Source organism: Acinetobacter brisouii, assembly GCF_008993995.1.
Lineage (GTDB): Bacteria > Pseudomonadota > Gammaproteobacteria > Pseudomonadales > Moraxellaceae > Acinetobacter > Acinetobacter brisouii_A.
Window position 1 is genome coordinate 1 of the sequence record NZ_BKNN01000016.1, and the last position, 20,597, is coordinate 20,597.

A 20,597-nucleotide genomic window follows, 5' to 3' on the forward strand; every position below is an offset into this window, starting at 1 on the left:
TTCTGTCCAACATGGTGTACTTTAGCAAGTTGTTCAAAATCCTGTCGCACAACAGGTTTAATTAGCTCATAAAATACGGTATTCTGATGTGACAAAACCTGAATCCTGGTCGTTAAAGTGTTTGTTTGCACTCATATTTTAACTGTTAGGCCTCAGGTTTTTTTATTTAAAGCAAACTATGGGACAGCAGTGGCCTTGAAGGCATCTTTTTTAACAACTAGATCAGGCGATAACGATCACTTCAGTCATCGTTATACCATGAGACTTAGAAGTTGTAAGTGATTCCAAAACGGTTTTGCAAGAATGCATTTGAATCGCCTTTTTGTTTTTGGAAACCAATAAACTCAGACAAACTCAAACCTTTTAACGCACCTGTAAAGTTATAGAAGCCATAGAACATCACTTCATACATATCTTTATTGGTTTCGGTATTGCTCAAATCGGTATAGCTAATACGGCTACCCACAAAAGCGTTTTGACCAAATGGCGAAGAAAGCTCAGTGGTATAGAAATCACCAGGACCTAAGTCTTGAGTACTGGTAAAGAATGGTTGTGCAAAGTACGGATCAGAAGAGGTTTTATGTGCATATGGTGTTGGTAACGTGCCGTTACCCCAAGCATTATCTTTCTTGAACACGTGGTCGTAAGCAAGACGCCAAGTCAATTTGTCGGTTGGTTTGAGTTTAAGCTGAGCACCAAGAGATGTACTGTCGACTTTTTTACCACTTGCTTGCTTAAATTGTGCATCACCAATGTCATTGGCATAAGCAGCTTGTACGCTCACTTCAGGTGTCCATTGAACTTTGTCAAAACCAAGATTGGCTTCGCCATAATACAAGTTGAATGAATCTTCATAACTTTCTAACCATGCTTGGGTTTTCAAGTATTTATCATTTAAGTTGAATTTTTTACCTAGACCAATACTGGTTACATGGTCAAGGCGAGTATCTACAGCCTTTGACCAACTATCATCGTTGTAACGGTCACGGTGTGCAAAGCTGTCATCGCCATAGCTTTTGTATTTGTTGATATAGTTTGCGCGAACGAAGTTATCAGCATCGCCATATTTCATATCAATACCTTGATACAAGAATGGTTGCACACGATAGAACGAGTAATCACCCATAAATGGTAGATCAAGTTTTTGATTACCCACGGTCACAGAGAACTTGTCTTGTGTCCAGTTGATGTATGCTTCACCAATGCCGAACGTATCTTGAGAAAGTTCAGAGATATCATCTGAGCCATGTGCAAGACGCTTTTGACCTTCAACACCAATTACTGCTTGGAAACCGTTGTAGCGTGCAGTTTTGTAATTGATGTAACCACCCGCAGTGGTGGTATCTTGGCTATTGTTGGCAAAATAGGCATGATTTGTTGAGAATGAATTGAGACGTAAGCTACCTTCAATCGTCCCACAGCTCAACATTTGAGAGAAATCACTAACATTCGCCGCTTTACAAGCTTCATCGCTCGATAATGGCAATGCAAAAACCGAAGAGCATAAGCTGCTGATACCACATAATAGAAGCGCTTTTTTAAGGCGAATATTGCTCATTGTAGACTTCCCCACAGAAAATAAACTGGTTTACATGCAAGATGCAAAAATCTGACCAATTTTAAACAATTTTTTTGAAAATGCAGCGTTTCACTGATGAAATGCTAAAGAGATCGTTGAGAAAAACGTCAGAAAAGTGAGGGAAGTCTTGGGCGTATGATTCAAGGAGACCATTTATGCAACAGATTTTAAACTTTTGAATCATAAAGTCTCAGCGAAAAACTATATTTTATGAAGCATTCTGCTTGTATTTAGTGCAAAAAATGGATCAGACTTGACCATTTAGTCCAAAAAGAAGTTTTGATCTTATGATCAAAACTTCTTTTTTATTTGAGCTTAACTTCCTCGATAGGTTGAGTAAGCAAACGGGCTAATCAAGAGTGGAACATGGAAGTGTTCTTGGGGATTGTTCACATGAAACTGAATACAGACTTTGGGGAAAAAAGTATCGAGCTGTTTTGCTGCGAAGTAGGGTGCAATGTCATATTCAAGCTGATATTCACCCGCAAGAAAATTGGTCAAGCCAAAATCTTTCAAGCGACCATCGGCATCGGTTTGCCCTTGTCCCAATAAAGTGTGGTTTTCTGCATTAAATAATTTTACGGTGACAGCCGCAGCAGGTTTGCCTAAGTGGGTATCTAAAATATGGGTACTAATCACGCCTCAATTCCTTGTTCCAAACGGTGTAGCGCAATGCCTGCCAGTTGTTGGTGAACCACTTGTTTTTCAGTGTCTTCATCATTTTCTAGGCGCTGTTGTAATGCATTTAAGATATCCATGCTAGTGAGTCCAACGGCTTTAATTAGAAAAATAAAACCAAATTTCTGTTCATAAGCAAGATTGGCATCGTATAGCGCATCAGTAGTTGCGACATCTTGATAGACCAATGCTTGCTCTTTTTCTGAAAAGGCCTGTTCTTGTGCAGATAGATCTTTTTTAGCTTTCTGTTCACCAATACGAGGATGAGTGTCAAGTGCCGCTTTAATGTCTTGCCATGTCCATGTTTCAGTTTGCTTTTGCGCTGCATTGATCAGGGTATGTTTGCTCGGATAAGGGCGCTGTTCAGCGAGATCCCGTATCCATGAGGAAATGTGGACACAATGTTTTAAAAATTCTTGTGCTTGTGTCTCAGAGAGTTGGTTGAATTCAGAGAGTTGCATAATTATATCCAGTTTATTGTTGCTATGACTCATTTAAACATGTGCATTCATGTCTGAAAAAGCAAGAGCCGATCTAAATTTTTTACTTTGGAAAATGATGTTGATACCAATGTTGGGCAATATCATGACGGCGGCAAATCCAAACCTTCTCATGTGACTGGATGTAATCCAAGAAACGCTGTAGTGCTTTAAAACGACCGGGTTTACCTAAAATGCGGCAGTGCATGCCAATCGACAGCATTTTCGGAGCAGTTTCACCTTCGGCATACAACACATCAAACGCATCTTTTAAGTATTGATAGAACTGTTCGCCACTATTGAAGCCACCAGGTGAACAGAACTTCATGTCGTTCGATTCTAAAGTATAGGGAATGATCAGGTGTGGGCGGCTTTCACCCTCAGCATTGGTGAGCGTTGTCCAAAAAGGTAAGTCATCACCATAGTGGTCGCTATCGTATTGAATTTGTGGGAAATCAGCCAAAAGTTGACGGGTGTTTGGACTATCACGACCTGTGTACCAACCGATTGGTGCTTCACCGAATAGACTTTCAAGCACGCTGATCGCCTGATCCATATACTGGCGTTCCAATTCGATGGGCATATCCTGATAGTGAATCCAGCGTTGACCATGCGATGCAACGTCATAACCTGCTGATTTGATGGCTTCAACCACATAAGGATTACGAATTAGCGCCATGCCTACCCCAAAAATGGTCATTGGTAAGTTACGGCGTTGAAACTCTTCATGAATACGCCAAAAGCCTGCTCGCGAGCCGTATTCATACATTGAGTCCATCGACATATGCTTGGCAGGAAAACTGGCCGCACCAATAATGTCAGACAAAAATTGTTCTGAACCTGCATCACCATGTTCAATATGATTTTCTGAGCCTTCTTCATAGTTGAGAACAAATTGCACCGCAATTTTGGCTTGATGTGGCCAGTTGGCATGCGGAGGTTGCCCATGATAGCCAATCAGGTCACGTGAATAGGGCTGAGAACGAATAGAATCAATGAGTGCTTGACCACGTAAGTAAGAAGTTGTCACGGTTGGTTTCCTTTTGATCGTTTTTTGCAAAATATACTTGCATATTTTTGAGTATAGCCTGATATTTGAGGTATAAGGACACCGAAATAATATGCAAAAATGGTGACAATATCTTTGGTGAAAGCAGTCTAATCGCTGATAAATCGAAGAACTTTTAACCATTATGCACATGGGTTTTAGGTGCATATACATGGATGGTTTTTTGTTTTGCATACAGCAGATCGATGAAAGAAAGAGGATGAATTATGAACATTGAAATCCGCACAGATAAAAATATTCAAAATAGTGAACGTTTAATTGGTTATATACGTGCAGAACTTACGAATGAATTTCAACGTCACAGTGAACGTATTACCCATTTTTCAGTACATTTGAGTGATGAAAATGGTGATAAAGGCGGAGATGACGACTTACGCTGTATGATTGAAGCGCGTCCAGCAGGATTTAAACCAATCGCAGTGTCTCATAAAGCAGGCAATATTGATGCAGCTATTCATGGTGCAATTGAGCGCTTAAAACGTAGTTTAGAACATGTGATTGAGAAAAAAGACAATCCTCGTGCTAAACCACTCGAAATTATTGAAGATGAAGCTTAATTTTAAGCACTTCTAGAAAAGCTCCTTCGGGAGCTTTTTTTATTGTCTTTCAAGATCGGTTTCTTGATACACTGCTGTACAGAACATCATCATTTGAGAAGACTTCATGCTAACGACATCACAACATGCTTTGATTGATGCCATTGAACAACTGGATTTTGCTCAGGTTAAAGCCGTGTTAGAGCAAGGGCTTGATCCAAATTTTACTGATCCTGAAAAAGGCATGCCAATTTCAATTGCTTGTGATGGTTTATTTCAGTGGTGGGAAATCGTATGCGATGCCTATGAAGCAGGTCAGACATTAACAGAGCAAGAAAAACAACAGGCTTTACAAGTCCATCTTGATATTTTAGATGCATTGATCCAAGCCAAAGCCAATGTCCATTTATGGGATGCAGAAGAGTTTTACGGCCCACTTTGGGATGCTGCAAGTGCAGCCTGCGTACCTGCAGTTCAGCGTTTACTCGATGAAAAAGTCAATCCAAATACATTGGATGATGAAGATTTGACCGTGTTATCATCAATCAGCCAGTTATTTTTTGAATGTGATTATGATGAAATTGACTGGTCAGAAACCTTGCCTGAGCAAAAGCAAACTTTACAGTTACTGCGTGAGCATGGCGCAAAAATGACAAAAGAATTAACCAATGCTTAATCCTTGAGAATATTTATGAAACTATGGCAACCCACGGCATTCGCACTGGCTTCAGCAGTGAGTATGCATAGTCTTGCAGCTGAATTTTCTTTTGACCGCCTAGGTACGGGGTTTGGTACAGGGATTACCCCTGTTGGCCAACTTGCATGGGAACAAAGTTTACCGAGCGTATCTTATAGCAAACAAGGAACAGATGAGGGGTATGAAAAAACCACGACTGTTCAGACGGATATGTTATTTCGTACAGGTCTGACCGACAGTATGGAATTGCAACTCGGCTGGGATGGTCCAGCATGGACGCAAATTCGCCATGCAGGACAAAAAGTCAATGATCATGGTTTAGGCGATGTGTCTGTTGGTGTGAAAAAAGCCATTGATCTACAAGATGACAAAATGACCATGGCTGTTTTAGGTCAAGTCTCTTTTGCAACAGGCAATCAAGGTTTTAGTGAAGATCATGATCGTTATACCATTGGTTCAACCGTGGCGTATCAACAAAACGAACTTCTGAATACCAGTATGACGATGTTTTATGAGCTAGAAGATGGTCATTGGTCATGGACGGCAGTGCCGACCTTGAGCTATCAAATTGTTGGTAAATGGTCAGGTTTTTCTGAGTTTGTTTATCGTAAACAAGAGGGGCAAGCCGATCAGACCTCATTGGCAACAGGCTTAGTTTATAGTCTTAACAATCGCACACAATTTGATGCCAGTATTGGTGTCGGTTTGAGCGGTGACGTACCTGACTATACGGGTGGTTTTGGCGTATCCTACCTGTTCTAAACCAATGAGCAGATGTGCCCATGCGACTGCACACGCAAAGAAAGGCGATATTTTGGTTTATACAATATTGCCTTTTGTTTATCGCCTCTTTCCCTGTATTTGCTCATGCAGATGAGCTATTGCCTGTAGAGCAGGCATTTCAGTTTTCAGCCGAATCAATTTCAGATCATCAAGCACAGTTGTCTTGGAAAATTCAGCCGAACTATTATTTATACCAACAAAAATTTACGGTACAACAAAACGCTCAGTCTGTTTCACTTCAATTGCCTGCGGCAATTTCACAACACGATGACAATTTTGGCAAAAGTCTGGTTTATTTTAATCAGGTTGCTTTTACGATTGCGACCAAGCCCAACCAAAGTTATCGAGTGACATGGCAAGGTTGTGCCAAAGACCGTTTATGTTATCCACCCCAAAATATCACGATACGTACAGACGCAGATGGTTTGCTCAGCGTACAGGATCAAGTGCAAAACCAAAGCACGAGTTTACTTGAACTGTCTCAACAACAATCTCAACCTCAGTTGTTGAATCAGAATGATGCTTTAAGAACAACATCTACAGATCATTCAGGCACAGCATCAGATCCACAAATGGCAGCAAGTGCCGATGATGAGGTTTGGTCTCAGCGCTTGAGTCAGCATTCGTTTGGATATGGTCTGTTACTGTTCTTGGGCTTAGGTATTTTGTTGGCATTTACACCATGTTCCTTGCCGATGATCCCAATTTTATCGTCTTTATTGATACGAGAGCATAAGGGGCTAAAAGCATGGAGTATCGCACTGGTTTTTGTTAGCAGTATGGCTTCAGTCTATGCCGTACTGGGCATGATAGCGTCATCTTTTGGTTTAGGCTTTCAGCGCTGGTTACAGCAACCTAGCATCCTCATGGCATTTAGTGTGCTGTTTGTGATTTTTGCCTTAAATTTGTTTGGATTGTTTGAAATCAAGTTACCACATCGTTGGACACAGCGCTTAGATCAGGCTCAGTCCGTGCAAAAAGGTGGCTCATTGCTGGGTGCTGCTCTTATGGGCATTATTTCTGCCTTATTGGTGGGACCTTGTATGACAGCACCGCTTGCAGGGGCATTGCTGTTTATTTCGCAAACTCAAAATCAGTGGCATGGGGCAATTTTGCTGTTTAGTTTGGGCTTTGGTATGGGCATTCCCATGCTGTTGGTGAGCTTGTTAGGTGCTAAAGCTTTGCCGAAAGCAGGTCTGTGGATGATACAGGTAAAGGTCATCTTTGCATTTATCATGTTAGGCTTGGCCGTTTACTTTATTCGACCAATTGTGCAGATTGGTGCGTGGCAATGGCTGAATATTCTGCTGATTTTGAGCTTTAGCGCTTATTTGTTGTATGGCATTGCTCGACATGCGCGTGGCTTAAAATGGCTATATGCTGTGTTGTTGCTGAGTCTTGTACCTGCATATGCTTATCAACAATATCAAGGATGGCAAGTTTCCAGTACAGTTCAAACAACGCCAAAAAACCAGTGGCATATTGCCAAAACAGCCGCAGAATTTCAAAAATTGCTTGATCAAGCACCTCAAGGAAAGGCAATTATTGTCGATATTTATGCAGATTGGTGTGTTGCCTGTCAGCCAATTGAACATCACATCTTGCCACAAGCAGAAGTTCAGCAAGCGCTTGCAGCGTATTACCTGATTAAACTCGATCTCAGCCAGTACGATGCTTCACATCAGGCTTTGCTCAAGCAGTGGGATATTTTAGGGCCGCCGACTTATCTTTTCTTAAATCAGCAGCATCAAGAGCAACGTGGTTTACGTCTAACAGGTGAGTTTAAAACAGCCGAGCTATTGGCACATGTCCAGCAACTCAAACCTTAGTTGTTTGATTTGAGATGATGAACAAATGCAGCCAAGTCCGCAAGGGCTTGCTTGCTTTCGTCAAACCAAGCATCAAACATAAAAAAGTTATGCCACATCCCTGTATAGAGCTTGAATTCAACCTCAACACCTGCTTTTTTTGCCTGTGCCCTAAAGCGTTGTGCATCATCGAGTAATAAGGCTTTACTTCCGACCTGAACCAAGGTTTTTGGTAAGCCTTGCAATTGATCAAATAAAGGGGAAACTCGAGGGTCATCACGATCGGTATGGGGTGCAATATAGTGTTGGATCGCATTTTCAATCAGTGTCAGTGACAGTAAAGCATCATGTTGTTGATTAAAACGTAGTGATTCACTGCTCAGCGTCAGGTCAAGTAAGGGTGACATGAGCACAAGACCACAGGGCTGTGGTGCATTTTCACGGAGCAAGCGTAAATTTAAACTCAAGGCAAGATTTGCACCTGCACAGTCGCCAGCCAAAATAATATGGTCTGCAGCTACGCCCTGATTGAGCAGTGCATGATAGGCTTGATACAACGCGTCAAATGCCGCAGGAAACGGTTGTTCAGGCGCTAAAGGATAGTCGATATGAATGACAGGAAGCTGAGTTCGTTGTACTAAACTACACATCAGCGCACGGTAAGAGTGCTGTGAACCTAACATAAATAAGCCGCCATGAATAAACAAAATAACATGTCCGGCAGAATTGTTTGGGCTAATTTTTTCTACTGGCAGTCCAGCGAGTTGATCATGTTCAAAATGTAGATCTTGGGTATTTTTAGGAAAAATTTTACAGATTTTTTCGAGTGAAAAACGTAAGGTTGAGGTTGGAATATTCCATTGACTTGGCGTGCGTAAACCATTTTTGAGTAAAGACTCAACAACTAGTTTTTTCCACATTGATTTCAACATGCTTCAAGTTCCATTTTGAGAAATAACAGCGCAATATACGAAGATCTTGTAGATATTGTTACAAGGCTACACTAAACGGTCACACTGAAAAATTGCAAATTTGTTATGTATTTTGAATACTGAAGATCGGCAATCTTACAGAAGACTAGGGAAGAAATAATGAAAAAGATGCTACTTGCCTTGGGGCTATTTGGCGCTGCAATTGCTGCACATGCAGCAGACCCGCTCAATGGTACGGTTTGGCAAACTGTTGATGATGCAACCAATAAACCCAAAGCATTGGTTGTGTTTACTGAGCAAAAAAATGGAACGTTGTCTGCAAGCATTCAAAAAGTGCTGACAGCGGGTGAGGAAAATGCCTGTACCCAATGTAATGGCCCTTATAAAAACAAATCATTACGTGGTGTAACGATTGTTCGTGGTCTAAAAAATGTAGGTGGCAATGAATATGACAATGGCTCAATTCTTGATCCTAAAAACGGTAAAACTTACAGCTTAAAAGGCGAATTGATTAATGGCGGAAAGCAGTTAAAAATTCGTGGCTACCTCGGTTTTTCAGCGCTTGGGCGTAACCAGACATGGAATCGCGTCCATTAAAATGGATACTGAGGAAAGTAAAGCCTAGATAATTCTAGGCTTTTTTATACTTAAACTAGATGACGATATGCAGCTTCGTCAAATCCAACAATCAAGCCTTGAGTTGTTGCAAGAACAGGGCGCTTAATCAGGCTGGTGTGAGTGGTGAGAGCTTCGATTAAACTGGCTTCACTGCTTAGCGCATGTTGTTGTTCGGCTTCACTGAATTTGCGCCAAGTGGTGCCTTTTTTATTAAGAATCAGGTCTTGCCCGCAGGTGTCAAGCCAATGCTTTACTGTTGTTGCATCAATGCCTTGTTTTTTATAGTCATGGAACTCATAGCTCAAGCCTAACTCGTTCAGCAGGTCAAAGGCTTTTTTCATGGAATTACAATTTTTGATGCCGTAGATTTTCAGCATATTCATCACTCATCTATAGTTATGACGAATGAGCTTAACTAAAAAATATTTGTTCGGCTATGATTATCTTGAAAGGGAAAAAGGGTCTTCCAAATAGAGAAAACCCGCATTAGATCATCCTGATTATGCGGGTCTCATTTACAACGTCCGATGTCACATCCTTGAAAAACAATCTAAATAATTTAGTTTGTTTTTACTTTCATCCTACGGCTTCCTATCCTTTTGCTGTCATCCTGACATGTCCCTGTGCCGTGCAGCTATAATGCTACAAATACGTGTCAGAAAAAAGCAATTTAGACGACAATGGATGTAAGCTATTTTTAGCGGTTTAGTGAACATATGTTCACAAATTATGCCAACTGGTAGTCAATAATCACTGGCGCATGGTCACTAAACCACTGATCTTTATACACCCATGCATTGATTGCACGGGTTTTCCAGTCAGGTGAACACGCTTGGTAGTCAATGCGCCAACCGACGTTTTTTGCACGTGCTTGTCCTCGGTTTGACCACCAAGAGTAGAGTTCAGCTTCAGGGCGAACTACGCGGAAGGTATCGACATAGCCCAAATCATCATAAATATGATCAAGCCAAGCACGCTCATGGGGTAAACAGCCAGAGGCTTTTTGATTACCTGACCAGTTTTTAATATCAATGCGCTTATGCACAATGTTGTAATCCCCACAGACAATGATTGATTTGTTTTCATCGCGCCATTGTTTTAGGATTTTTTTGTATTCATCTAAAAAGTGATCTTTACGGGCTTGTGCTTCATCACCTGAAGAACCTGATGGAAGATACAAAGAGGCAATATGTACAGGCTGTTCCAAGCCTAAATCAAACTCGGCACAAATAAAGCGCCCTTGTGAGTCTGCAAGTTCAAAGCCTAAGCCATCTTTCACCGAAATAAATGGCAGGCGGCTATAGATCGCCGTACCTGCATAGCCCGCACGCTCAGCAGGAAACAGATGCGTATGCCAGCCTTCAGGTCTAAATTTATCTGTCCATTGGGCATGGGTAATACGACTTTCCTGCATGCAAACGACATCGGCATCGGACTGTTCTAACCAGTCGAGTAGACCTTTGGTCACGGAAGAACGTAGTCCATTTACGTTAATTGAGACTACACGTAGAATTTTTGCCTCACTTGGATAGTGATCCTTTGGTATCATGCTCAAGTCTTACCTCAATATCTGAATTTGGAGCTCTCATGACAACGCCGTCTCAATTTAACCCACAGGCTTTTATTGACCTTGCTTTATCACGAGGTGTGCTGAAGTTTGGTGAGTTTACTTTAAAATCGGGTCGTGTTAGCCCTTATTTTTTTAATGCAGGTTTGTTAAATGATGGTGAAGCATTGTCATTGCTTGCTCAAGGCTATGCCGATCAATTGGTTCAATCTGACAATGTCGAAGTAATTTTTGGCCCTGCGTACAAAGGCATTCCTTTTGTTGCGGCAACAGCAGTGGCATTGTCGCAAGTGCATGGTAAAAGTGTACCTTGGGGTTTTAACCGTAAGGAAGCCAAAGATCATGGCGAAGGTGGTGTTTTGGTTGGTGCAGCAGTAGAAGGCAAAAAAGTCTGGATCATTGATGATGTGATTACCGCAGGTACTGCGATTCGTGAAGTCGTCACCATTTTGAAAAATGCAGGTGCAAGCATTGCGGGCGTGTTGGTGGCATTAGACCGTCAGGAACGTGGTCAGGGTGAATTGTCTGCGATTCAGGAAGTGCAAAAAGAACTTGAGATTCCTGTATATGCATTGATTACCATGAAAGATTTGATGGATTATCTGGATGCCAAAGGTGAGAAAGAAGCCTTAGCCAATATGCAGGCGTATCGTGAGAAATACGGTATTTGATAATCAGAATTATTGATTGATTTTTGATTAAAGCTCTATCCATGATAGAGCTTTATTTTTATTAAAAAGAAAAATGAATATTGATTGGAATTTAACAATTGCAGGTTTTTCAGCAATTGCAGCAAGTGTTGCCTCCATTGCTACATTTTTAGGATGGAAAGAAAATAGAGAGTTGAGAAAAGCTCAAACAGATCCATTTATTGATGTTAAATTGGAAACAGTGGGTCATCATATTAGCCTTTTGCGTTTAAAAATAACAAATACAGGTCAGGGGGGAGCTTTTGATCTCAAGATTAATTTGAGACCTCATCCATCGTTACATCAAGAATCTATACAAGTGGCTCAACGAATTATAGATATATTCAATAATTCTAAATTTATGAAAGAAGGAATCAGTTATTTAGCATCTTTAGACTATAAAAATACAAGGTATTTGAATTTTTATCAGGGTGGTGAAAAAGGAATAACGACGGATGATTTTTTTAATACCATTTTAGTCGCAAGAGTAGAATTTAATGATTTGAATGGTAAAAAATTTTCTCGTGAATATGTAATAGATGCATCTGAACTTGGAGATACTTATAAATTAGGAAAATCGTTCGAAGAGTCTGTGCCTGATGCATTGGAAAAAATGCAAAAAGATATTCATGATATTAATCAAAATCTAAGGAAATATTATTTGTTTTTTGAAAAGAAGTTTGACCAAGAAAAAAGTGAATGGACTGAGTTTGAATTACAGAGAGAACTGCATAAAATAAAGATGAGGCGAGAGCGTGATCAACGATTAGAAAAAATAGATAAGATCTACAAATTTAAAAAATTAATCAAACAGCCTACGATTCATGATATTCGTAAACAGAATAAATAGTGGTTTCCACATCACACTTTTTACACTCAAGCATCATACCCAACTTCTCCTGACGCCCTTGCATAGTCATGACCCAAGGGCGGTTTTGCCAAGGTGGGGTATGCCTGACATGTTGCGTATGTCCACAGGTTAAATCGGCAACCCAGTGTTGTTCTTCATCTAAGTGAAACCCAATAATCGCCTGCTGCATGAGTTCATCCTTTATTTTCTTGCAAATAATATATGACACTTTACTGAAATTCAGAAAAAGACAGCCACAATCTCCGTTATACTTTTTCTCATCAAAAAATAGCAAGAGTAAAAAATCATGCGCGTATTGGTTGTGATGGATCCCATCGAAAATGTCAATCTGAAAAAAGATTCAACCATGGCAATGCTATGGGCGGCAAGCCGTCGTGGTCATGAATTGGGATATGCTTTACAACAAGATTTGTATATCGATCAGGGCAAAGCCTGTGGTCTCATTTCACCATTGAAAGTGTTTGAAGATTATCAGCATTATTACGAGCTGGGTGAAAAACAAAAACAATCATTGGCAGATTACGATGTTATCTTGATGCGTAAAGATCCACCGTTTGATATGAACTTTGTCTATACCACGTATATTTTGGAACAGGCAGAGCGTGAAGGTGCATGGATCATCAACAAGCCGCAGTCGCTGCGTGATTGTAATGAAAAACTATTTGCTACTCAGTTCCCAAAGCTTCAAGTGCCGACTTTGGTGACTTCACAACAAAGTTTAATCCGTGAATTTATTCGTGAGCATGGCGATGTCATCGTTAAACCACTGGATGGTATGGGAGGAATGGGGATTTTCCGTTTATTCCAAGATGGTGTGAATATTGGTTCGACGCTTGAGATCCTGACTCAGAATGGTCAGCAACCGATTATGGCACAGCGCTACATTCCTGAAATTGTCGAAGGAGATAAACGTATTTTGATGATTAATGGTGAGCCGATTCCATATTGCTTGGCACGTATTCCACAAAATGGAGAGGTTCGTGGCAACTTGGCGGCGGGTGGCTTGGGTGAAGCTCGTCCTCTAACTGAAAATGACAAACGTATCGCTGAAAAGGTTGGGCCATTCTTGCGTGAAAAAGGTTTAGTCTTTGTCGGACTCGACGTGATTGGGAATTATGTGACTGAGATCAATGTGACGAGTCCAACCTGTATTCGTGAAATTGATCATCAGTTTGGCACGTCTATTGCCGATACATTATTTGATGTGTTAGAACAAGGGCGTTAATTTGCCCTTGTCCTGATGCTGAACTATGAAAAAAATTAAAAAATTCTTACAACAAGAGCGTACACAGCGTGCGCTCAATGAATTTAAGCAGTTATTACAACAGCATCCAAAACAAACCTTGCTTGATAGCATGACATTATTTACATCAGCCAAATCTTTTGAAAAAAACACTCTGCTTGGCAATCCTGTATTCAATGAACTGGGTCTGCACCGCTATCGAGTTCAAAAAGCCGCTGAAATGGCTGCAAAACGCCGTGAAAAATTGGCAGTTCATCTTGCGGTTGAAGATGTTGCACAGTTTGAGAAAAATGGCTTTATTCTCAAAGAAAATTTTTTAGATGATGCCAAATTTCAAGCCTTAAAAGCTGAGTTATTGGCAACACCATTACAAACCCGAGAAACGTTACAGGGCGATACCGTCACTCGGCGTATGGCACTCGATCAACAGGCGTTAAAACAATTGCCTGTGACTGCTCAATTATTGGCAAGTTCAAATTGGCAAAATTTATTGAACTATGTGGGCAGTTTTAAGCTCCAACCTGTCTACTATTTACAGATGATTTTTTCCCATGTTTGTCATGCACTTCCTGACCCTCAGACCAATTTGCATAGTGACACCTTTCATTCGAGCGTTAAGGCTTGGCTATTTTTAGAAGATGTGGCTGAAGATGAGGGACCTTTTGTGTATGTCGCAGGTTCACATTGTGTCAATGATCAGCGCTTGGCATGGGAGTATCAAAAATCTTTGAGTATTCATGCCAAAACTGAAATCCTGACTCGCCGAGGATCATTTCGAATTCAACCTGAAGAACTTGAGGCTCTTGGGTATCAACAACCACAGGCATTTGCAGTAAAAGCCAATACTTTGGTGGTTGCAGATACCTATGGTTTTCATGCACGTGGTAAAAGTGTACGCCCATCAACCCGCATTGAACTTTGGGCGTATGCACGTCGTAATCCGTTTTTACCGTGGACAGGTTTAGACCCAACTGCATTGCCAATGATTAGACATCGTTTGGTTCCTTGGTATTGGAAAGGTCTCGATTATTTGGAAGAAAAATTTCAACAAAAAAGCCCGTGGCGTGATGTCGGGAAAAAATATGCCACCGACCCTGTCGTGCTCCGAAAAAAATAACTTGTCTGTAGATTCAACAACTAATGTGTTAGAACAAGATCAGCATCACTTTAATTAATCAATATTTGTTTAAATGACGTGAAAATCATTCACGCCAATATGACTTTATGATTAAAATAAGCCTAGAAATTTATGTAACTTGCACAGCCGAAGTATTTGACAGTGACCAATTCTCAATCACAAAAATCTAAACACATTATGATGATGGCTGCGGGTACGGGTGGACATGTTTTCCCAGCATTAGCCGTCGCAAAATTATTACAAGAACAAGGTCATCAGGTGTCATGGTTGGCGACGCCTGCAGGCATGGAAAACCGTTTATTGAAAGACCAAAACATTCCGATTTATCAGATTGATATTCAGGGTGTGCGTGGTAATGGTTTGCTACGCAAACTGGTCGCGCCTTTTAAAATTTTAGGCGCAACACTGGCAGCAATGCGTTTTATGAAACAGCAGAAAGTAGATGTAGTTGCAGGCTTTGGCGGTTATGTCGCAGGGCCAGGTGGCTTGGCTGCCCGTGCATTGGGTATTCCTGTGCTGATTCATGAGCAAAATGCAGTCGCAGGTTTTACTAATGTGCAGTTATCACGAGTGGCGAGTAAAATCTGTCAGGCATTTCCAAATACCTTTCCTGCTTCAGATAAAGTAGTCACCACGGGTAACCCAGTCCGTAAAGAAATTACAGATACTTTGACCCCGAAGTGGCGTTATCAGACCCGTGAGCAAGAACATTTGCCACTCAATATTTTAGTGGTGGGTGGTTCATTGGGAGCGCAGGCACTCAATGAAAAATTGCCTGAGGCATTTAAACAGTTGAATGTACCGTTGCATATTACCCATCAGTGTGGTCAAAAGCAGCTTGCTGAAACCCAAACCCGTTATGCCAATGCACCTGAACAGTTAAAGGTTCAAGTCGTTCCATTTATTGAAGATATGGCAAAAGCGTATAGTGATGCTGACCTGATTATCTGCCGAGCAGGTGCATTGACCGTGACCGAAGTGGCAACCGCAGGTGTGGCAGCCGTCTTTATTCCATTGCCAAGTGCAGTCGATGATCATCAAACCGCAAATGCACGCTTCCTTGAGGGTGTCGGTGCAGCAAAAATCTGTCCGCAAAGCACTATGACCCCTGAAAATTTACAACAGTTATTGACGCCACTGATGAACCGTCAGCTTTTGTCTGAAATGGCAATTAAAGCACGTCAACACGCACAACCAGAAGCCACCCAACATGTGGTGGACTTAATTCAAGCATTATAGTTAGAGCATCGTATGTCATCGACAACCCCAGTAGATCAAGTCAACAAACTTATCAAAGTGCCTGAAATGCGCCGTATCAAACACATTCATTTTGTGGGAATTGGTGGGGCAGGGATGTGCGGTATCGCCGAAGTGTTAAAAAACCAAGGTTACTGTGTTTCTGGTTCAGACATTAAAGCCTCAAAAACCACAGCGCATCTTGAAGCAAAAGGCATTCAGGTCTATATCGGACATGCTGCTGAAAATGTATTGGGTGCCAATGTTCTTGTGGTATCGACAGCGATTGATCATGAAAACCCTGAAGTGAAAGCAGCATTGGAACAACGTATTCCAGTGGTTCGCCGTGCTGAAATGTTGGGTGAACTGATGCGCTATCGTCATGGGATTGCAGTTGCAGGTACGCATGGGAAAACCACAACCACCAGTTTGCTGACCACCATGTTGGCAGAAGAAAACCTCGATCCAACTTATGTGATTGGTGGTTTGCTCAACCGTACAGGTGTGAATGCTGCACTCGGTGCGAGTCGTTATATTGTGGCTGAAGCCGATGAATCTGATGCTTCATTCTTATTTTTACAGCCAATGGCTGCGATTATTACCAATGTCGATGCTGACCACATGGACACTTACGAAGGCAGTTTTGACAAGTTAAAAGACACCTTTATTGAGTTTATTCACCGTTTGCCATTCTATGGTTTGGCGGTGGTGTGCGGTGATGATGCCAATGTGCGTGAAATCATGCCGCGTTTTGGTCGTCCAACCATCACTTATGGTTTTAAAGAAGACAATGACATTCGTGCTGTTGAAGTTGAACAAGATGGTATGCGTTCGCACTTTACCATTTTGCGTAAAAACCGTGAGCCACTGCGTGTCACCATCAATCAGCCAGGTCTGCATAACATTTTAAATGCTTTGGCTGCGATTGGTGTTGCGACCGATGAGGGTGTCTCTGATGCGGCAATTTGCCGTGCCTTAGAAGGCTTTAGCGGTGTTGGTCGTCGTTTCCAAGTCCAAGGTGAATATGCGCTGGGCGATGGCAACGTCAAACTGGTCGATGACTATGGTCACCATCCGAAAGAAGTTGAAGCAACGATTAAAGCTGCGCGCCAAAGTCATCCCGATCGCCGTTTAGTGATGCTATTTCAGCCGCACCGTTTTAGCCGTACACGCGACTGTTTTGATGATTTTGTTGATGTTTTATCGCAAGTCGATCAGTTGTTGTTGCTTGAAGTTTATCCTGCAGGTGAAAAACCGATTGTGGGGGCAGACAGTCGCTCACTCGCACGCAGTATTCGCTTACGTGGTGAAGTTGAACCGATTTTGATTGATCCAGTCGAAGGTAACCTCGAAAATGTCATTCAAAAAGTGTTACAACCAAATGACTTGTTATTAACACAAGGTGCGGGTAACGTGGGTGCAATTTCGGTTGAGTTAGCGCAAAAACGCTTATTTATAAAATAATCCCGTTTGGGTGATTTGCTTAGATTCAAGGATAAAAAACGTGTCAAATGCTTCAAAATTCGGCAAGGTTGCAGTGTTATTGGGTGGACGTTCAGCAGAGCGTGAAGTTTCCTTAGATAGTGGTCGAGCAGTTCTTGAAGCATTGTTGCGTTCAGGTGTCAATGCAGAAGCATTTGATCCACAAGAGCGCAGTGTGACTGAACTGGTTGGCTATGACCGCGCATTTATTGTATTGCATGGTCGTGGCGGTGAAGATGGTCAGATTCAAGGTGTTCTTGAATGGTTGAACATTCCATATACAGGTACGGGCGTACAAGGCTCGGCAATTGGTATGGATAAAGTCAAAACCAAACAAGTTTGGCAAGGTTCAGAGTTGCCGACAGCACCTTATCGTATCATTAGCAAAGACACAGATTTAGCTGATGTGGTTGAAAGCTTAGGTTTACCTTTAATTATCAAGCCTGTGCATGAAGGCTCTAGCGTAGGCATGAGTAAAGTCGAAAAAGCCGAAGACCTTGCGGCTGCGATTGAAAAAGCAACTCGACATGATGCTTCTGTAATGGCAGAAAAGTGGATTACGGGACGTGAATTTACCATTTCATTATTAAATGGTCAGCCACTGCCTGTGATTCGTTTGCAGCCACCCGCAGATGTGGCTTTCTATGACTATGAAGCAAAATATCAGCGCAATGATGTGCAATATGGTATTCCTTGTGGTTTAAGTGAGTCAGAAGAACAGCGTTTACAAACCTTGTGTTTACGTGCTTTTCAAGCCGTTGGCGCAAGTGGTTGGGGGCGTATTGATGCCATGCAAGATGAGCAAGGTAATTTCTGGTTGCTTGAAGTCAATACCGTGCCTGGCATGACCAGTCACTCACTTGTCCCTAAAGCTGCAAAAGCGGTTGGGTATGACTTTGACAGCTTGTGTCTTGCAATTTTGGAACAAACGCTCACGGATGTGGCTCACTAATTTATGGCGCAACTACCAGCTTCAATGCGGCGTAAACCACGCACAGCAGCCGTCACCTCTATTCATGAAAAACCACCCACTCGTGCTGAGAAAATGGCCAATATGGGTGGGTGGATATTGTTACTTATTGCAACAACCGTTTTTATTGCTGGAATTTATGGGTTATATAAGATCATCACAGATGCACGTGTCGCAGATTTGCAAGTGGTGGGTAATGATTCAGCAATAGAAGCTCAACAAGTTGATGCTTATGTTAAACCGATCATGCGAGATAACTATTTCACGTCAGACTTGGAGAAAATCCGTGATCGGACATTAGAGATTTCGTGGGTAGATCGTGTTGTGGTGTCTCGAGCATGGCCAAATTCGATTCGAGTGCGGGTTTTCCCACGCCATCCAATTGCACGCTGGGGAACAGGGCGTTTACTCAGTGATAGTGGTGATGTGTATACAGAAGCTGCGCCACTGCCACATGATGATTTACCATTGTTGCATGGCCCAATTAGCCAGTCACAATTGATGATGCGAAGATATAATGAAATTAATCAACTATTTCAACCTTTTAATGTTCATTTAAAAGAATTATATCTCACTGAGCGTATGACATGGTTCATGCAGTTTGATTCAGGATTACGAATTATTGTTGATCAAGATCAAACCATGAGTAAACTACAGCGTTTAAGTACGCTAGCAGGGACAGACCTAAAACCAATTTGGTCTCAAATTGCCACGGTCGACCTGCGTTACCGAAATGGTTTAGCCATTCAGTGGAAAGGTGCTGCGCCTGTTTCACATGGACAGTTTGTAGCAAGTAATACGATAACCAGCAGCCCTGCGAGTGAGCCAAATACAGCTCAAGCGCATTAAGACTGGTCGGCATAATGCCCAAAATTAATGATAAATTGATGGTAATAGGTAATGAGTGAAGCGGTTCCCTCAGTTGTAGCAATAGACATCGGGACGCATAAAGTTTCAGTCTTGATTGGTAAAGTCCATGCCCCTGACAATATTCAGGTTGTTGGCATGGCAACTGCACGCAATCGCGGCATGAATAAAGGGAAAATCGTTAGTCTCGATAAAGTGATTTCTGCAATTAAAAATGCAGTTTCTGAAGCTGAAAACATGGCTGAATGTCGTGTGCATTCCGCATGGATTTCAATTCCGAGTACAGATTTAAAAAGCTTTTATGCAGCAGGACGGACACCTATTACCAACCCAGATCAAACGATTACCACCAGTGAAGTCGTTCGTGCACTAGAGTTGGCAAAAGCCAGTCATATTACACCTGATCATTATTTAGCGAGTGCTGTGCCTTTAGGCTTCGAGTTAGATAATTCTCAGCAATGGGTGATTAATCCAATTAATATGTCAGCACATAGCATGACAGGGCATTATCAGTTGATGATGCTCCCAATCAGTACCATGCAAAACCTTGATCGTGCGATGAAAGGCGCCAATATTGGGGTTGAGCGTATGGTCATTTCCTCATTGGCAACTGCTGAAGCAAGTTTGTTGCAAGATGAAAAAGATTATGGGGTATGTTTACTCGACATTGGTGCAGGTACGACCAATCTAGCGGTATATTTAGATGGGCGTTTGGCGCTCACTAAAACTTATGCTGTTGGCGGTGAGCATGTTACTCGAGATATTGCAGCGGTTTTACAAACCACAACAGATGAAGCTGAACGCATCAAGATTTTGCATGGCTGTGTCGACATGAATGTGGTCAAACCTGATCATATGTTGCATGTGCAAGGCATTGAAGGGCCGCAAACGATTAGTCGTATTGAACTGAGCGAAATCATTATTGCGCGCTATGAGCAGATTCTAAATACTATTCGCCAAGATTTGGAAGAAACAGGCGCAATTCATGGTTTATATCATGGTGTTGTGCTGACTGGTGATGCTTGTCAAATTGAAGGCATGGTCAGTTTGTCGCGTAAAATCTTTGGAGTTTCAGCACATTTAGGCAATCCACCTTTACAGGTGAACGCAGATGATGCATATTTAGCCGCTTTACGCCGTTCGCAATATGTTACAGCCGCAGGCTTATTAATGTATAGTCAAAGCGAAACGCCTGATGCAATTGAAGTTGCAGAGGATCATGGAGATAAAACGATGATGAGTCGTTTAAGAAATGGATTAAATTCACTAAACAATAAACTAAAATCGATTTTCTAGGTTTGTTTCGATGATGGATATTGTTGGGAAGTTGTAAGCAAAAAGTTCTATACTTGACA

At 41.7% G+C, this 20,597-nt stretch carries 22 protein-coding genes; 14 read left to right on the forward strand and 8 right to left on the reverse strand.

Translation table 11 applies throughout. From position 1 onward, the window contains the following. Window positions 1-265: 265 nt before the first annotated feature. The 4 genes from GBN19_RS06110 to puuE form a co-directional block, all read right to left on the reverse strand. Window positions 266-1,558 (reverse strand): hypothetical protein, encoded by a 1,293-nt coding sequence (locus GBN19_RS06110; RefSeq protein ID WP_151777524.1) that lies wholly within the window; start codon window positions 1,556-1,558, stop codon window positions 266-268. 336 nt (window positions 1,559-1,894) lie between these two features. After that, the gene (gene uraH, locus GBN19_RS06115; RefSeq protein ID WP_151709624.1) at window positions 1,895-2,218 is read right to left on the reverse strand and encodes a hydroxyisourate hydrolase; all 324 of its coding nucleotides are present in this window, start codon (window positions 2,216-2,218) and stop codon (window positions 1,895-1,897) included. Continuing rightward, on the reverse strand, window positions 2,215-2,718 hold the full coding sequence (uraD, locus tag GBN19_RS06120) for a 2-oxo-4-hydroxy-4-carboxy-5-ureidoimidazoline decarboxylase (RefSeq protein WP_151777525.1): 504 nt from the start codon (window positions 2,716-2,718) through the stop codon (window positions 2,215-2,217). Before uraD ends, uraH begins: the two co-directional genes overlap by 4 nt. A gap of 82 nt (window positions 2,719-2,800) precedes the next feature. Further along, complete coding sequence (gene puuE, locus GBN19_RS06125; protein WP_151709622.1) at window positions 2,801-3,766, reverse strand: allantoinase PuuE; 966 nt, start codon at window positions 3,764-3,766, stop codon at window positions 2,801-2,803. Between the two features lie 245 nt (window positions 3,767-4,011). Between puuE and GBN19_RS06130 the strand changes: the two genes are divergently transcribed. The 4 genes from GBN19_RS06130 to dsbD all read left to right on the forward strand — a co-directional run bounded on the left by GBN19_RS06130 (window position 4,012) and on the right by dsbD (window position 7,650). Further along, window positions 4,012-4,362 (forward strand): HPF/RaiA family ribosome-associated protein, encoded by a 351-nt coding sequence (locus GBN19_RS06130; protein WP_151709621.1) that lies wholly within the window; start codon window positions 4,012-4,014, stop codon window positions 4,360-4,362. A 106-nt stretch (window positions 4,363-4,468) separates the two neighbouring features. Continuing rightward, window positions 4,469-5,017, forward strand: a complete 549-nt coding sequence (locus GBN19_RS06135; protein ID WP_151777526.1) for an ankyrin repeat domain-containing protein — start codon at window positions 4,469-4,471, stop codon at window positions 5,015-5,017. A gap of 15 nt (window positions 5,018-5,032) precedes the next feature. Further along, complete coding sequence (locus GBN19_RS06140; RefSeq protein ID WP_151777527.1) at window positions 5,033-5,800, forward strand: transporter; 768 nt, start codon at window positions 5,033-5,035, stop codon at window positions 5,798-5,800. 20 nt (window positions 5,801-5,820) lie between these two features. After that, window positions 5,821-7,650 carry a protein-disulfide reductase DsbD gene (gene dsbD / locus GBN19_RS06145; RefSeq protein WP_151777528.1) on the forward strand — a complete coding sequence of 610 codons (1,830 nt, stop codon included), beginning with the start codon at window positions 5,821-5,823 and terminating at the stop codon, window positions 7,648-7,650. On the opposite strand, the gene GBN19_RS06150 is transcribed toward dsbD, so the two are convergent. Continuing rightward, entirely contained in the window at window positions 7,647-8,561 is a 915-nt protein-coding gene (locus GBN19_RS06150) for an alpha/beta hydrolase (protein ID WP_375707856.1), read from the reverse strand. The two genes, dsbD and GBN19_RS06150, sit on opposite strands and share 4 nt — an antisense overlap. 159 nt (window positions 8,562-8,720) lie before the next feature. Here GBN19_RS06150 and GBN19_RS06155 point away from each other — a divergent pair, with 159 nt between their 5' ends. After that, window positions 8,721-9,158, forward strand: coding sequence for a DUF2147 domain-containing protein (locus GBN19_RS06155; RefSeq protein WP_151777529.1), 438 nt, complete (start codon window positions 8,721-8,723; stop codon window positions 9,156-9,158). 50 nt (window positions 9,159-9,208) lie between these two features. Here the strand turns inward: GBN19_RS06155 and GBN19_RS06160 are convergent, their stop codons facing one another. Together GBN19_RS06160 and GBN19_RS06165 are read right to left on the reverse strand one after the other, a co-directional pair. Beyond that, window positions 9,209-9,556 carry a Spx/MgsR family RNA polymerase-binding regulatory protein gene (locus GBN19_RS06160; RefSeq protein ID WP_151777530.1) on the reverse strand — a complete coding sequence of 116 codons (348 nt, stop codon included), beginning with the start codon at window positions 9,554-9,556 and terminating at the stop codon, window positions 9,209-9,211. A gap of 350 nt (window positions 9,557-9,906) precedes the next feature. Then, a complete protein-coding gene (locus GBN19_RS06165; RefSeq protein ID WP_151709616.1) occupies window positions 9,907-10,728 on the reverse strand; it encodes an exodeoxyribonuclease III in 822 nt (273 codons plus the stop codon). 38 nt (window positions 10,729-10,766) lie between these two features. Here GBN19_RS06165 and pyrE point away from each other — a divergent pair, with 38 nt between their 5' ends. Then, window positions 10,767-11,417: an orotate phosphoribosyltransferase gene (pyrE, locus tag GBN19_RS06170; protein ID WP_151777531.1), complete on the forward strand. Its 651-nt coding sequence runs from the start codon at window positions 10,767-10,769 to the stop codon at window positions 11,415-11,417. A 73-nt stretch (window positions 11,418-11,490) separates the two neighbouring features. After that, the gene (locus tag GBN19_RS06175; RefSeq protein WP_151777532.1) at window positions 11,491-12,285 is read left to right on the forward strand and encodes a hypothetical protein; all 795 of its coding nucleotides are present in this window, start codon (window positions 11,491-11,493) and stop codon (window positions 12,283-12,285) included. Here GBN19_RS06175 and GBN19_RS06180 read toward each other — a convergent pair. Next, window positions 12,251-12,475 (reverse strand): DUF3565 domain-containing protein, encoded by a 225-nt coding sequence (locus GBN19_RS06180; RefSeq protein ID WP_151777533.1) that lies wholly within the window; start codon window positions 12,473-12,475, stop codon window positions 12,251-12,253. The two genes, GBN19_RS06175 and GBN19_RS06180, sit on opposite strands and share 35 nt — an antisense overlap. 117 nt (window positions 12,476-12,592) lie before the next feature. Between GBN19_RS06180 and gshB the strand changes: the two genes are divergently transcribed. The 7 genes from gshB to ftsA all read left to right on the forward strand — a co-directional run bounded on the left by gshB (window position 12,593) and on the right by ftsA (window position 20,538). Then, complete coding sequence (gene gshB / locus GBN19_RS06185; protein ID WP_151777534.1) at window positions 12,593-13,531, forward strand: glutathione synthase; 939 nt, start codon at window positions 12,593-12,595, stop codon at window positions 13,529-13,531. 25 nt (window positions 13,532-13,556) lie between these two features. Next, complete coding sequence (locus GBN19_RS06190) at window positions 13,557-14,666, forward strand: phytanoyl-CoA dioxygenase family protein (protein ID WP_215903480.1); 1,110 nt, start codon at window positions 13,557-13,559, stop codon at window positions 14,664-14,666. A 162-nt stretch (window positions 14,667-14,828) separates the two neighbouring features. Further along, window positions 14,829-15,926 carry an undecaprenyldiphospho-muramoylpentapeptide beta-N-acetylglucosaminyltransferase gene (murG, locus tag GBN19_RS06195; protein ID WP_151777535.1) on the forward strand — a complete coding sequence of 366 codons (1,098 nt, stop codon included), beginning with the start codon at window positions 14,829-14,831 and terminating at the stop codon, window positions 15,924-15,926. 12 nt (window positions 15,927-15,938) lie between these two features. Beyond that, on the forward strand, window positions 15,939-17,387 hold the full coding sequence (gene murC / locus GBN19_RS06200) for a UDP-N-acetylmuramate--L-alanine ligase (protein WP_151777536.1): 1,449 nt from the start codon (window positions 15,939-15,941) through the stop codon (window positions 17,385-17,387). A gap of 40 nt (window positions 17,388-17,427) precedes the next feature. Then, window positions 17,428-18,357, forward strand: coding sequence for a D-alanine--D-alanine ligase (locus GBN19_RS06205; protein ID WP_151709812.1), 930 nt, complete (start codon window positions 17,428-17,430; stop codon window positions 18,355-18,357). A gap of 3 nt (window positions 18,358-18,360) precedes the next feature. Further along, complete coding sequence (locus tag GBN19_RS06210) at window positions 18,361-19,224, forward strand: cell division protein FtsQ/DivIB (protein ID WP_151777537.1); 864 nt, start codon at window positions 18,361-18,363, stop codon at window positions 19,222-19,224. Window positions 19,225-19,275: 51 nt separating this feature from the next. After that, a complete protein-coding gene (gene ftsA, locus GBN19_RS06215) occupies window positions 19,276-20,538 on the forward strand; it encodes a cell division protein FtsA (protein WP_151709810.1) in 1,263 nt (420 codons plus the stop codon). The last annotated feature ends 59 nt before the right edge of the window (window positions 20,539-20,597 follow it).